11 protein-coding genes are annotated in these 15,284 nt (G+C 41.7%); 4 read left to right on the top strand and 7 right to left on the bottom strand.

Annotated features, from left to right (window positions below):
- The first annotated feature begins 466 nt into the window (after positions 1–466).
- The 3 genes from phoP to Xmir_RS04585 all read left to right on the top strand — a co-directional run bounded on the left by phoP (position 467) and on the right by Xmir_RS04585 (position 3,855).
- Positions 467–1,150, top strand: coding sequence for a two-component system response regulator PhoP (gene phoP / locus Xmir_RS04595; protein ID WP_099113243.1), 684 nt, complete (start codon positions 467–469; stop codon positions 1,148–1,150).
- Positions 1,143–2,600: a two-component system sensor histidine kinase PhoQ gene (gene phoQ / locus Xmir_RS04590; RefSeq protein WP_422646030.1), complete on the top strand. Its 1,458-nt coding sequence runs from the start codon at positions 1,143–1,145 to the stop codon at positions 2,598–2,600. Before phoP ends, phoQ begins: the two co-directional genes overlap by 8 nt.
- Before the next feature lie 133 nt (positions 2,601–2,733).
- Entirely contained in the window at positions 2,734–3,855 is a 1,122-nt protein-coding gene (locus Xmir_RS04585) for a ribosomal protein uL16 3-hydroxylase (RefSeq protein ID WP_099113241.1), read from the top strand.
- Between the two features lie 112 nt (positions 3,856–3,967).
- Here Xmir_RS04585 and pepT read toward each other — a convergent pair whose 3' ends face one another.
- From pepT to Xmir_RS04550, 7 genes are all read right to left on the bottom strand, one after another.
- Positions 3,968–5,212, bottom strand: a complete 1,245-nt coding sequence (gene pepT, locus Xmir_RS04580) for a peptidase T (protein WP_099113240.1) — start codon at positions 5,210–5,212, stop codon at positions 3,968–3,970.
- 64 nt (positions 5,213–5,276) lie between these two features.
- On the bottom strand, positions 5,277–6,107 hold the full coding sequence (cobB, locus tag Xmir_RS04575; RefSeq protein WP_099113239.1) for a Sir2 family NAD+-dependent deacetylase: 831 nt from the start codon (positions 6,105–6,107) through the stop codon (positions 5,277–5,279).
- A 134-nt stretch (positions 6,108–6,241) separates the two neighbouring features.
- Positions 6,242–7,489, bottom strand: coding sequence for a lipoprotein-releasing ABC transporter permease subunit LolE (lolE, locus tag Xmir_RS04570; RefSeq protein WP_099113238.1), 1,248 nt, complete (start codon positions 7,487–7,489; stop codon positions 6,242–6,244).
- Positions 7,489–8,220 (bottom strand): lipoprotein-releasing ABC transporter ATP-binding protein LolD, encoded by a 732-nt coding sequence (lolD, locus tag Xmir_RS04565; protein WP_099113237.1) that lies wholly within the window; start codon positions 8,218–8,220, stop codon positions 7,489–7,491. Before lolD ends, lolE begins: the two co-directional genes overlap by 1 nt.
- Positions 8,213–9,415, bottom strand: coding sequence for a lipoprotein-releasing ABC transporter permease subunit LolC (lolC, locus tag Xmir_RS04560; protein WP_099113236.1), 1,203 nt, complete (start codon positions 9,413–9,415; stop codon positions 8,213–8,215). The genes lolD and lolC overlap by 8 nt, the downstream gene beginning before the upstream one ends.
- A gap of 615 nt (positions 9,416–10,030) precedes the next feature.
- Positions 10,031–10,426 carry a hypothetical protein gene (locus Xmir_RS04555; RefSeq protein ID WP_099113235.1) on the bottom strand — a complete coding sequence of 132 codons (396 nt, stop codon included), beginning with the start codon at positions 10,424–10,426 and terminating at the stop codon, positions 10,031–10,033.
- A gap of 15 nt (positions 10,427–10,441) precedes the next feature.
- On the bottom strand, positions 10,442–10,924 hold the full coding sequence (locus Xmir_RS04550) for a hypothetical protein (RefSeq protein ID WP_167385940.1): 483 nt from the start codon (positions 10,922–10,924) through the stop codon (positions 10,442–10,444).
- Positions 10,925–11,717: 793 nt separating this feature from the next.
- On the opposite strand from Xmir_RS04550, the gene mfd reads away from it, so the two are divergent.
- On the top strand, positions 11,718–15,167 hold the full coding sequence (gene mfd / locus Xmir_RS04545) for a transcription-repair coupling factor (protein WP_099113233.1): 3,450 nt from the start codon (positions 11,718–11,720) through the stop codon (positions 15,165–15,167).
- Positions 15,168–15,284 lie beyond the last annotated feature (117 nt).

The following is a 15,284-nucleotide window of genomic DNA, read 5'->3' as shown; positions in this document are numbered from 1 at the left end:
TCATCCAAGTTGTACTTCAACGACACTTAACTGATTTTCTTAATTAGCTGAACTTCCTACCAAAAATCACCTGCAAATCTTATGCTTTCAGTATTGAAACAGAGCTGAAACAAAAATGACTCTCTATTAGGGAGCATGGCTAATGTGTAGATAACCACAGGGTTTGAAGAAGTGAATAAAATCAGCAGAACAATGAGTTAAAATATAGAGAGCAAACTCTCCAAAAACAGCCTAACCTTATATAAAATATAAATAGATTGTAAATTTATTTGTTATTTCTATCTAATTATTTGTTTTTAAATGGTTCACTCATTAACATACCAACAAAAGCTAAATAGTTACTATACTTAAGGTTACTCATAAAAAGATTTACCCATAATTTTATTTAATATTTATTGACGAATTTGACTACTTAGCTATTTTAAATTTATTTGGTAAACGTTATTGATTAGCATAAGGAATCATTATGCGGATATTGATTGTTGAAGATAACGCATTACTTCGTCATCACTTAACCGTACAACTGCGGGATATTGGGCATCAAGTCGATGCCGCGGAGAATGCTAAAGAAGCCGATTATTATCTTAAAGAAAGTCATCCTGATATTGCTATCGTTGATCTGGGTTTACCTGGCGAGGATGGGCTGAGTATGTTACGCCGTTGGCGTAATGAGCAGATTAACTTACCTATTCTTGTTCTTACTGCTCGTGATAGCTGGCAGGAAAAAGCAACTGTGTTAAACGCAGGAGCAGATGATTATGTGACTAAGCCTTTCCATCTGGAAGAAATTAATGCCCGGATACAAGCATTAATGCGACGTAATAATGGATTGGCCTCACAATTAGTTGAAATTTCACCTTTTTTAATTGATCTTTCACGAAAAGAGTTTTCTATCAATAGTAACAATATCAAGCTGACCGCCTTTGAATACACTATTATTGAAACCTTGATGCGTAATAATGGCAAGGTTGTCAGTAAAGAATCGTTAATGCGTCAGTTATATCCTGATGCAGAATTACGTGAAAGTCATACCATTGATGTATTAATGGGACGTTTGAGGAAAAAAATATTGAGTGAATGGTCCAAGGAGGTGATAGTCACCGTCCGTGGTCAAGGATACCGTTTTGACGTGAAATCACATGATGCGTAATTTCTCTGAAAAACATCTTTCTTTAAGAACCCGGTTCCTCATAGCAACAGCCGCGATTATTTTAGCCTTAACGCTATCATATGGAATTGTCGCTATTGTTGGGTATTTAGTGAGTTTTGATAAAACAACCTACTCTATACTCCGGAGCCAAAGTAATTTATTTTTTACGCTTGCTCAATGGCATAACAACAAGCTGGATATTCTTATTCCGAAGCATTTTTCCATGAACCCACGCTTATCGGTTCTGATTTATGACAATAGAGGAAATATACTCTGGCGTCAGAATAATGTGCCTGAACTGGAAAAAATGCTCGATCCTAATTGGCTGAAAAAAGATGGCTTACATGAACTAGAGACAAATCTCAAAGAAAAAGGAGATTTTCTTTATAATCAAACATCAAATCAAGGTGATACAAACAAGTCAATCGACGATAATGATGTGTTGTTAACGTACTCGGTGGCGGTCAATATTTATCCCGCAACTGATAGACTGCCTGCACTGACTATCGTCATTATTGATATCATGCCACAGGATGTACAAGAATCAGCAAAGGTCTGGGAATGGTTTGGATATGTGTTAATAGCCAACTTACTTCTGGTTATTCCACTCATTTGGCTTGCTGCTGATTGGAGCCTTCGTCCCATTAAGTCGCTGATTACTCAAATAAGCTCCTTAGAAAACGGAGAACGAGAAAAACTTGATGAAAATCCCCCCACAGAATTAAAAAAACTGGTCAGGAACTTAAATTCCTTATTAAACAATGAGCGTAAACGCTATGCTAAGTACCACACAACGCTTTCTGATTTAACGCATAGCCTGAAAACACCTTTAGCAGTGCTACAATCGACCCTGCGCTCTCTACGTCCCCCGCAAAAAATGACCATTGAACAAGCTGAACCCATCATGCTTGAGCAAATTGATCGGATATCCCAACAAATCGGCTACTATCTGCATCGAGCCAATATGCACAGTGATCATCCCCTGCTCCTCAGACAAGTTTCTTCCGTCCCAATTTTGCTGGATAGCCTTATCAGCGCGCTGACGAAAGTCTATCAACATAAAGGCATCAGTATTACGCTGGATGTATCCCCTGAAGTGACATGGCTAGGTGAAAAGAATGACTTTCTTGAAGTAATGGGAAGTATTCTGGATAACGCCTGTAAATATTGTCTGGAGTTTGTCAGAGTCACCGCCACCATGGGAGGAAACTCTGTCACTATAATAGTTGATGACGATGGCCCTGGCGTACCACCAAACAAACGTGAAATGATTTTCCAGCGTGGTTTACGAGCTGATACATTGCGAGTAGGACAAGGATTAGGTCTGTCGATAGCTTCTGAAATTGTCGAGCAATATGCAGGTACTATCAATATTGAAGATAGCCCACTTGGTGGGGCCAGAGTGAGCGTGATATTTCAGGTGCAACAAATCAATATCGCTGATAGCTAGGTGGCTGATACCTAGCTGACTGATAGTTAAGTGATTGCCATAACAATCGCGAAATATTTCAACCAAATCTGATATCGCCGTTAACTATTCGTTATAATAGCGCGAAATTCACTTCTCACTTCAGGATGTCACTATGGATTATCAGCTGAATCTGGACTGGCAGGCGTTTTTGCAAAACCATTGGCAAAAACGACCATTGCTGATTAAGCAGGGTTTCCATCAGTTTATCGATCCCCTTTCTCCCGATGAACTGGCGGGTCTGGCGATGGAAAATGAAATTGATAGCCGTTTGGTCAGCCAGAAAAATGGGCGCTGGGAAGTTTCCCATGGGCCATTTGAATCCTACGACCATTTAGGCGAGAAAGACTGGTCATTGCTTGTACAGGCGGTCAACCATTGGCATCTCCCCTCTTCTGCACTTATGAAACCTTTCCGTGTGCTATCTGACTGGCGCATGGATGATTTGATGATCTCTTTCTCTGTGCCCGGTGGTGGTGTCGGCCCTCATCTTGATCAATATGATGTTTTTATCATTCAGGGAAAAGGTCGCCGGCGCTGGCGCGTAGGTGAAAAAATACCTATGAAACAACATTGCCCTCATCCTGATTTATTGCAGGTAGATCCCTTCGAGGCAATTATTGATGAAGAAATGCTGCCGGGCGATATACTTTATATTCCACCGGGTTTCCCACATGAAGGCTATGCTATTGAAGACTCGCTGAATTATTCGGTCGGATTCCGTGCCCCTAATGCCCGTGAGTTATTCAGTGGATTTGCTGATTATATTCTGGCAAATGAATTAGGCAGCAATCGTTACAGCGATCCCGACCTGAAATTCCGTGATAACCCAGCGTTGATCCAAACAAATGAACTGGATTCACTGCGTTCAATGATGCGTGAATTGTTGGAACAACCCGAAACTTTCCAACATTGGTTTGGTGAATTTATCTCGCAATCACGCCATGAATTGGATCTTGCACCACCTGAACCACCTTATGAAAGTGACGAGATTTATGAATTACTGAAACAGGGTGAAGAGCTAAATCGGTTGAGTGGATTGCGCGTCCTGCGTGTCGGTGATCAATGTTTCGTCAATGGAGAATTGATGGATACTTCTCACATCCACGCCGCTGATGCGCTTTGTCAATATGATAAAGTCAACGCCAAACTTTTGGGTGATGCCATCGATGATGTTCGGTTTATCAGCCTGCTCACCGCCTTGGTTAATAGCGGTTATTGGTATTTTAATGATTAATCTGTGAACAAAGGGGCTCTTTTTTGCCCCTTTTCTCGTATTTCTAACCTGAGATACCTATTTCTGAACCGTTATCAGTGATAAGAGAAAATACTCTGTTGGTGTCATAGCATTAATCAGATATCACTCTATTTTCATGACTTGCAGCCAATTCAGCAATCCGCATGATAACGCTAACCGCCTGCTCCATACCTTCTAGCGAAATGAATTCGTGCTTACTATGATAATTATATCCGCCGGTAAAAATATTCGGACAAGGTAACCCACGATAAGATAACTGTGCTCCATCCGTGCCACCCCGAATCGGCTGGATGATCGGTTCAATACCACAATCCAGCATGGCTTGTTTAGCCAATGCAATCACATGCGGATGTTTAATTATCTCTTTGTGCATATTGTAATAATCATCATCAATCGTCAGTTCTATATAGCAATCTGGATGCAGGCTTTTTCCTACTTTTCCAGCAATGGCGAGTAGTGTTTTTTTGCGTTTCTCAAAATTTGTACTGTCGAAATCCCGGATGATATAGTGCATCTCAGCTCGCTCTACCGTACCTTTTATGCTCAGCAAATGATAAAAACCTTCACGATCTTCTGTATGTTCAGGCGTCTCTTCGGCAGGCAATTCATGGTGAATACGCATTGCCAGCGACAACGCATTGACCATTACGCCTTTGGCACTGCCGGGATGAGCCGTGTTACCTGCAATCTTAATAAGCACTGATGCCGCATTAAAGTTCTCAAATTCCAATTCCCCCACACCTCCGCCATCAACGGTATAGGCCCATTCAGCACCAAAAGCTGCTATATCAAAATAGTGCGCACCTTTACCAATTTCTTCATCAGGCGTGAATGCAATCCGGATATCGCCATGTGGGATATTTTTTTGCTGCAAGCGCACCATAGCGGTAATGATTTCAGCGATACCTGCTTTATCATCCGCACCTAACAGGGTTTTTCCATCGGTCGTAATCAAGGTTTTTCCCAGTAAGTTATGCAGTACCGGAAACATCACCGGCGACAACACTTCATCGCCTATTCCCAATGCAATATCACCGCCACGGTAATTTTCCAAAATTTGAGGATTAACATGCTTTCCAGAAAAGTCTGGTGAGGTATCAAGATGCGCAATAAAGCCAATCATCGGTACAGGCCAGACAACATTTGATGGTAATGTAGCCATAACACATCCCCGCCCATCGAAAGTAGTATCGACAAAGCCAAGTTGAATCAGCTCCTCATATAAGGCTTTAGCGAGTTGCAGTTGGCCGCCGCTGCTGGGAATGGTCTTAGCGGATGGTTTTGATTGAGTATTAAATGCAATATATTTAAAAAAACGCTCTAATAGTCTATCCATCTTCTCCCCCTAATTCATGTGGATTTATTATGGAGAAGATGAATAGCGCAGGTATTGCGTCAAATCAGCTTTTATCTGCCTTCACCTGCTGAATTAAAGACTGAACATATTGAGTAACAATTTCGCTGGCATAGCCATAGTGTTTTTCATCGAACAGGTTTTCAACCTGGCTGGGCTCCAGATTCAGCTCAACCGTATGTGCTCCAGATAATTTTGCTTCATGTACAAAACCGGCAGCGGGGTAAACGTGACCTGATGTTCCGATAGCGATAAAGATATCGGCGTCAGTCAAAGCAGAATAGATTTGCTCCATACCTAATGGCATTTCCCCGAACCACACGACATGAGGACGCAATAGAGATGGGAATTGGCAACAATGGCAACGATCTTCCATACTTAGTTCAGCCGTCCACTCAATCACTTGCCCAGACTGGCAACAACGAACTTTCAGCAATTCACCGTGCATATGTAACACACGATGATTCCCCGCACGTTCATGCAAATTATCAATATTTTGTGTCACCAATAGAAAATGGTCACCAAGCACCTGTTCAAGCTCTGCCAAAGCATAATGCGCTGCATTAGGTTTAATTTCTGGTTGTTGGAGCTGTTCCCGTCGTGCATTGTAAAAAGCCTGTACTAAACTCGGATCACGCTGGAAACCTTCAGGTGTAGCAACATCTTCAACACGATGCTCTTCCCACAGGCCATCGGAAGAGCGGAATGTTTTAATGCCTGACTCGGCAGAAATACCCGCTCCAGTCAGCACCACCACATGGGGTTTTCTTATTTTATTTGCCAATTGAGTATCCCTGTAAAAAATTTGTCTTTGCAGCCTTTGACGCCGTAACCGTCTAATCCGGCAAAATTTACTGCACCGATAACGAACCCGCATATGGCTATTTCCTTAAGGCATGGTGTTCTTAATTCCACTCAGAACATGTACCTGAGAGCGTTTTGCTGATCCATTTTTTGCCGATTGAAGATCATACAATAGCGTGATCAAATACATGTTGATACTTTAGCTTATTATTGACCGCTTAAAATTCGGGCTGGATCAAGCTGACTGGCCCGACGAGCAGGATACCAACTAGCCAATAAACTCAATACTAATGTCGTTAGCAAAACATAAAAAACATCCATCATATGTAATTCTGACGGCAGAAAATCAATAAAATAGATATCGCCTGACAAAAATTGATGCCCAAGCAGTTTTTCCAGTCCCTTAATAATAGTCGTCAAATTTAATGATGTGAAAACTCCAACAACCACGCCAATGATGCTACCAATCATGCCTGTCAGTAATCCATACCACAAAAATATGGCCCTGATATGACTGTCTTTAGCGCCCAGTGTGCGCAAAATAGCAATATCGCTGCTTTTATCTTTGACAGCCATAATCAGCGTTGAAACGATGTTAAAGCAAGCAACACCGATAACCAGAACCATAGCCAGATACATAATGCCGCGTATCATCTGGATATCGTTGTACATATAGCCATAATCTTTTAACCATGTGCTGATATAAACATATTTTTCAGTCGCTTTGCCTGCCTCTAAAACCCGCTGCTCCGCAGCAAAAACATTGTCGGCTTTGATGGCAATCCCTGTAATGGCATTACCATAATCCAGATATTGCTGGGCATCAGATAAAGGAACCAAAGCAAAACTGTGATCTAACATCCCACCCAATTGGAAAATGCCGGCAACTTGTAAGCGGATACGTTTAGGTTGTAAGAGTTTCAGGCTCGGGTCCGTATTGGGGAGCATGACCGTCAGCCAATCACCTTGTTTTACATTCAGTGAATTCGCCACACCCTGCCCCAAAATTACCTGATGCTTACCTGCCCTGAACGTTTTCCACGCTTCATTACGCACAAACTGAGGTAAGGTGCTGACTTCCGCTTCAGTTTCCAGATCCACCCCCCGCACCTGTACAGCATGGAGTTTTTCGCCACGTTCCATCAAGCCGGTAAACGTAATATAGGGAGACGCTCCCACAATACCCGGCGTCTGCCTTACACGCTCAAGCGCCGGTTGCCAATCTTGAAAAGGCTGCTCTACTGCATAAATCTGCCCATGTGGAACAACAGAAAGTACCCGGTTTTTCAGTTCTCGCTCAAAGCCATTCATAGCGCTCAGACCAATAATCAATACTGCAACGCCCAGCATAATTCCCAGTGTCGAAATAACAGAAACCAGAGATACCATTCCTGAACGACGGCGGCCCCGGCTGAACCGTAAAGCAGTCAGTAATGCAAGAGGCAGATTTGCCATTACATCTCTCCCGTTAGGGTTAATTCATCCTGTAAATACCCATCACGCATTTCTACCTGACGCGTCAGTTGGTCAGCTAATTTCAAGTCATGAGTCACAACCAGAAATGCCGTGCCCTGTTGCTGATTCAACTCTTGCAAAAGCTGAAACACACTGTCTGCATTACGCTGGTCAAGATTACCGGTTGGTTCATCCGCCAATACCAATGAAGGCGCATTTACCAACGCCCGGGCAATCGCTACACGCTGCCGCTCCCCTCCTGACAGCTCGGATGGCCGATGTTGCGCCCGATGTTCCAACCCAACGGCCGCCAGCATATCCAGTGCTTTTTGTTGTGCCAGACGTTTCTTACCGCCAATTGATTTCCCGCCAATTGGCTTCCTTCCAATCAATAGCGGCATGGCAACATTTTCCAGTGCATTAAAATCAGGCAATAAATGATGAAACTGGTAAATAAAACCAATTTCATTGTTGCGCAATTCTGCCCGCGCAGAAGAGGACATATCGTTCAGTGATTGCCCCTTGAAAAGCACTTCTCCCGAAGTAGGAGAATCCAAACCACCAAGTAAATGTAAAAGTGTACTTTTACCTGATCCCGAACTCCCGACAATAGCCATCATTTCTCCTTGCTGCATGGAGAAAGTGACATTTTTCAATACCTCAGTGGAGACCTTTCCTTCCTGATATTTTTTGCACAGGTGATGACACAGCAATAAAGGTTGGTTACTCATAACGTAAAGCCTCAGCAGGTTGAGTGGCAGCCGCGCGCCAGGAAGGATATAAAGTTGATAATAGGGATATCAGCATCGCACTGATAGCGATCATCACCACTTGCGTGGTATCAATGGCAACAGGTAATTGAATGCCTTCAACCAGCAGTCCAACAACCGGCATAAGATTATTTAACTGGCTGGAAAGCAGCACTCCCAATCCAGTTCCCAGTAAAGCACCAACGATGCCTGCTCCCGCGCCTTGGATCATGAAGATTGCCATTACCTGACGGCGGGTCAGCCCTTGCGTTTGCAAAATGGCTATTTCCCCCTGTTTCTCCATCACCAGCAAAGAAAGAGAAGTAATAATATTAAAAGCAGCAACAGCAATAATCAGGCTCAACAATAAACCCATCATATTTTTTTCCATGCGGACTGCCTGAAAAAATTCCCCCTTGCGTTCGCGCCAATCTTTCCAAATCAACCCTTCCGGCAGAGTTTGTTGGCTCAGTTCATCAACCAACAGGGGTTCATTGAGATATAAGCGCCAACCTGTAATATTACCAATAGGATAACGTAACAATCGCGCTGCATCCTGCTGATTAACCAGCATTTCTGTATCATCAGCCTCACTATTGACAAAGAACGTGCCAGCGACAGTAAATAACCGCTGACTAGGGATCCTTCCCATCGGCGTCAATTGACTGGCACTTGGTACAATAACGCGGATTTTATCACCACGTTTAACATTCAATTTTGCAGCCAATCTTTCTCCCAGAATGACAAAATATCGCCCTGGTTGTAATTGACTACGATCAGCATCGACAATATGTTCCGCCAATGGAGAATATTCATGTGGAGTGATACCCAACATAACACCAACCCCAACATTACCGGGGCTTTGTAACACTACATCTCCTTGCACAATAGGTGTAATGTTGTTAACACCTTTTAATCCTTTCAACTGATCACTCGGATGATCAACCGGATTAATAGAACCTTTTTCCGATGTAATGATAGCCTGAGGCATAAAACCTAAAATGCTGCTCTCCAGTGAGCGCTCAAAACCGTTCATTACTGACAATACGGTAATCAGTGCAGCCACCCCCAGCGTAATACCAATAGCTGATAACCATGAAACAAAACGGCCAAATTTATCGACCGCTCGCCCGCGCATATAGCGCAATCCTATAAATAATGAGACAGATTGAAACATGAAATCCGCCGTATCAAAGAAATTTATTTAGAAACAATAGATTAGTGAAAGATTCCATATTCTATCTCTATTTATGAACGTACGTTCTGTATAAATTAAAAACTATTAAGTTAACTTCACTGACTACATACTATCATCGTTTTATCGAAATTTACTTACTCCCTTTTCAAATCAAAGATAAAAAACTGCTAAATCACAGCCTTCTACAGAAGCTTACTGTTTTAGTTATTTATTGATAATTTAGCAAGTAAAGTAACTAAACAAATTTCATTTACAATCATAACTTTAATGAGCTTACATCAAGGGAACTTAAGCGAACATTTAAAGCACTTACGAAGAAAATGAGTGACAATAACGAAGCATAGTACAGGTTATAAAACAAACAACCCTCCAACGTAATGACTTAATTCATAAAGAATAGAATTAATAGCAATTAAAAAATTTAATTTTAGAAAAACATAAAAATATAGACACAGAAAAATACTATAAATAATATCTTATATTAACAAAGGGAACTATCACTTTATTAAAGTGAGTCTAGACCAATGTATTTTTCGTTCCCTTAGAATATAAGTTATTTTAATGAAAATATTATGCCAATTTATGTTTTAACTATCATAGATTTCCACTGAACATTTTCAAAACATAATGTCTACCAGTTAGATTCACCACCAGAATTTTTCTTCCTCCGCCTCTATTATCACCTTCAACTTCTTTAGTGTCACCATCGTAGTTCATAGATAATCCCTCAAAATATTTAACGGCATTCTCACCAGAAGGATTATAGTAATCCTGAAAAACATAAATGTAATTATCACTCTTTGGCCCTAAAATTAATTTTATAGCTTTGTGATTTTCAGAAGTCTTTCCAATCCAAGGTACCCATAAATGTCCATTCCAGGCTCTTTCTGCTCCAATTGAAAATATTTGTTCACTATTTTCACCATTTATTAAAGACATCGTATAAGGTGTATTATTAGCAATGGAAACAATATCAGTGACTTTAGCCATAAATCCTCCTAATTTTTAACAAGTATACTCACGCAAGAAAACATCAACAGCGCTTGCTGTAATCTCATTAAAAGGGTGTTTTAATTCAGTCGGTTTATACCGTCCATCATGTATTACAAAATTATCTCTAGCCATACCTATAAACATTTGTAAATATACATAAGATAAATCATAGAAAAAGATTTTCCCGAATCCCTGCTCTTCACTGAAAACCCGCAAAATCTCTTCAGCTGTACCGCGACTTAACGGTGATCCCATTAATGTAATGTATTTACATGAACCACTTTCTATAGCAAATTTCGGATTTATATAATCATCAACAGGTGAAAGATTAGGAATATCCATTCCTTTATTAGGGCCATTAGAAATTTTTTGATCATATTTATTTATATTTACTGCATTTGGAAAACCTGTAATGATAGTATCTGGACAAAAAACAGATGGACAATTACCATCAACTATTCTTCCCTCACCCCAAACATCGAGAATTTCAATCATTTTATTTCTCACTCTTTAAATTCCATGAAAGTTAAATTGCATGCTTATATATCAACTCCAATAATTAAATTATTAATATACATACATTACCCTATAATAAAAACACATAAAATTAATCAGATATCTGATATTCAATCTTAATAATAAAATAGAAAATACTTTATCACCCAGCATTAAATATACAATTAATTAAAATGATTGTTTATATTGTAATATAAAAATAGTTTCTAAAATATCTTCGCATTCCATTTATTCATGTTCACATTAATAGCTACAAAAGTATCACTATATAATACCCCCTCTATTTTTTATGTTTTTGTACTGATGAATCCAGTGGACCGCTACGATGGAAATTTTAGATATAGGATGGAATTCTGACTATTAAATATAGAAATTTCACCTTTGTATATTGTCTTTTATGCAAAATAATTTCAGCGTATCTTATTGCTGAATTCAGAAAGTCATACGCCACATCATGGTACAACACCTCAGTCAATCCAAATTTTCTAACAAGTATTTTCAACCTCATCAACAAAAAAATAAATTTTAGTTATCAACAATCTCCAAGTGTGCCAAGTCACTCATTTCTGATCTAAACATGAAATCTGCTACTCTCCTGTTGCCAAAGCAAAGTGTACGAGGATAATAAAGGGTAGCTGTACTTTATGGAGCCATTCACATCCCGGTTCTGTTTTTTTACTTTCTCTCAACCTGCCAGCTTATTTATTACAAGGCTACTGGGTCAAAAGTGTGTTGGGAATGAACTGAATCTTAGAGAACACATCAAACACTTATGTCAGCAAAAAATCGTTATCAACTTCCTGAACGCCGCGGTGATATCCGCCAATTAGGTCATTTGACCGGTGCCGCCTGCGCTGTTGAATGCGCCGCAATCATTGAACGCCACTCGGGGCCAATACTGCTGGTGACAAAGGATATGCAGAATGCCCTTCGATTGCGTGATGAAATTCAGCAATTCACCCGCGCACCGATAAAGATGATGTCAGATTGGGAAACCTTGCCTTATGATAGTTTTTCTCCTCATCAGGAAATCATCTCTAACCGTCTATCCACGCTGTATCACTTGCCATTCATGACAAAAGGCGCATTAATCCTACCTGTCAATACGCTGATGCAGCGTGTCTGCCCCCATGAGTACCTCAAGGGACACGCTTTGGTCATGCACAAAGGGCAACACCTTTCCCGTGATAAACTGCGGGCAGAATTAGAACAAGCCGGTTATCGCAGCGTTGAACAAGTGCTTGAACATGGTGAATTTGCTACGCGCGGAGCCTTGTTCGATCTGTTTCCAATGGGTAGTGGATATCCTTATCGCATTGATTTTTTTGATGATGAGATCGATAGTCTGCGCACTTTTGATGTGGATACCCAACGAACGCTGGCAGAAGTGGAAAAAATCAGTTTATTGCCAGCCCATGAATTTCCAACTGACCAAGATGCGATTGAACTCTTTCGCAGTCAATGGCGCGAGCAGTTTGAAGTTCGCCGTGATGCTGAACATATTTATCAGCAAGTCAGTAAAAAAGTGTTACCCGCCGGCATTGAGTATTGGCAGCCACTATTCTTTGAACAGCCCTTGCCGACCATCCTTGATTATCTACCCGAAAATACGCTGCTCATCACTCAGGATTTTATCAGTGCTGCCGAACGTTTCTGGCAGGACACAAAACTACGATTTGAAAGCCGCAAAGTTGATCCCATGCGTCCGCTACTCTCCCCTGAGCGGATTTGGTTGCCAGTCAATAAGCTATTCTCAGCGTTAAAAAACTGGCCCCGTCTTCAAGTTGATAACGAAACACTTCCCCAAAAAGCAGGAAACATCAATCTTGCTTATCAAGTTCTGCCTGATCTATCGGTGTCTCCACAGCAGAAAGCGCCTTTGGATAAATTGCGCCGTTTTATGGAGCAGTTTAACGGTAAGATTGTGTTCTCGGTGGAAAGTGAAGGACGCCGGGAATCCGTACAAGAATTGTTATCACGAATCAAAGTCAATCCAGCCAAAATAAGCCAGCTAACAGAAGCTGATAAACCCGGCCATTTTTTGATGATTGGAGCATCAGAACACGGTTTTATTGATGAAGACAATAAACTCGCGCTTATTTGTGAAAGTGACATGCTTGGGGAACGGGTCAGTCGTCGCCGTCAGGATAACCGGCGTACTATCAATACTGATACGCTAATCCGAAATCTCGCTGAGTTACGGCACGGTCAACCTGTCGTACATCTTGAACATGGTGTCGGGCGTTATCAAGGTCTAACAACGCTGGAAGCGGGCAGCATCAAGGCTGAGTATCTTATCCTTACCTACGCAGGAGAAGATAAATTGTACGTTCCAGTCTCCTCTCTCCATCTTATAAGCCGTTATGCTGGTGGTGCAGAGGAAAGCGCACCGCTGCATAAACTGGGGGGAGAAGCATGGAGCAAGGCCCGCCAAAAAGCGGCCGAAAAAGTGCGTGATGTTGCCGCCGAACTATTGGATGTTTATGCCCAACGCGCTGTTAAGCCGGGTTTTGCCTTCAAGCAAGATCGTGAACAATACCAATTGTTCTGCCAAAGTTTCCCATTCGATACGACTCCAGATCAGGAACAGACCATCAACGCTGTACTGGGTGATATGTGTCAGCCCATTGCTATGGATCGTCTGGTATGTGGCGATGTCGGGTTTGGAAAAACAGAAGTGGCGATGCGTGCCGCATTTCTGTCCATTACCAATAACAAGCAAGTCGCCGTACTTGTACCAACAACCCTATTGGCACAGCAGCATTATGATAATTTCCGTGATCGCTTTGCTAACTGGCCTGTGCACATTGAAGTTATGTCACGCTTTCGCAGTGCAAAGGAACAACAACAAGTCATTGACATGGCGGCTGAAGGGAGAGTGGATATCATTATTGGCACCCATAAACTTTTACAAAGTGATCTGCGCTGGAAAGATCTCGGTTTGTTAGTCGTTGATGAAGAACATCGCTTCGGGGTTCGCCATAAGGAACGTATTAAAGCCATTCGTGCAGATGTTGATGTCCTAACGCTTACTGCAACGCCAATTCCTCGCACACTCAATATGGCAATGAGTGGCATGCGCGATTTATCCATTATCGCCACTCCTCCTGCCCGTCGTTTGGCAGTAAAAACCTTTGTGCGGGAATATGACAGCCTCGTTGTTCGCGAATCCATCCTGCGTGAAATATTGCGTGGCGGGCAAGTTTATTATCTTTATAACGATGTCGAAAACATTGAAAAGGCAAAAGCACGATTGGAAGAACTGGTTCCCGAAGCCAGAATTGTTGTAGGACATGGTCAAATGCGTGAACGTGATTTGGAACGCGTTATGACAGATTTCCATCACCAACGCTTTAATGTTTTGGTGTGTACCACCATTATTGAAACAGGTATCGATATTCCCAGTGCCAATACCATTATCATTGAACGCGCCGATCATTTTGGATTGGCTCAATTACACCAATTACGTGGACGTGTCGGACGCTCTCATCATCAAGCCTATGCTTATTTGCTGACACCACATCCAAAAGCTATGACCAGTGACGCCCAAAAACGGCTGGAGGCTATCGCATCTCTTGAGGATTTAGGTGCCGGTTTCGCATTGGCGACTCATGATCTGGAAATCAGAGGGGCTGGTGAATTACTAGGTGAAGATCAAAGTGGGCAGATGGCCAGCGTCGGTTTCACCCTCTATATGGAATTGTTGGAAAGTGCTGTTGATGCACTCAAAAACGGACGTGAACCTTCACTTGAAGATCTCACCAATAACCAGACCGACATAGAGCTACGCATGCCGGTACTTTTACCCGATGATTATATCCCGGACGTAAACATGCGCCTGTCTTTCTATAAACGCATCGCCAGCGCGCAAGATGATGCCGAATTGGATGAATTGAAAGTCGAACTCATTGATCGATTTGGTTTATTGCCTGACCCGGGACGCCAACTGTTACAATCGGCTTCCATTCGCCTGATAGCCCGTAAATTGGGTATCAAACGTATTGAAGCACATGAGAAAGGGGGCTTCATTGATTTTAGCAATGATAATAAAGTCGATCCTAATTATTTGATCGGTTTATTACAGACTCAGCCTCATATCTATCGACTAGATGGCCCGTCTAAACTGAAATTTATTACAGAATTGACGGAGCGTGCAGCTCGTTTATCTTTCATTCAGCAATTGTTGGAAGCGTTTATTCAACATCAGAGTTGTCCCCAATAGCCCTTAACCTGTAAATTAAAAGTTGAGGAGTTAATTTTATGATTGCACTGTTTTGCTAATACTGTTCACCAATTTAATTTCATGTGAACTATCCGCTAAACAGTGTAATCCTCTAAA

The organism is Xenorhabdus miraniensis (genome assembly GCF_002632615.1).
Note: the sequence above shows the minus strand (reverse complement) of the source record. Positions and strands in the feature narration are given on the sequence as shown.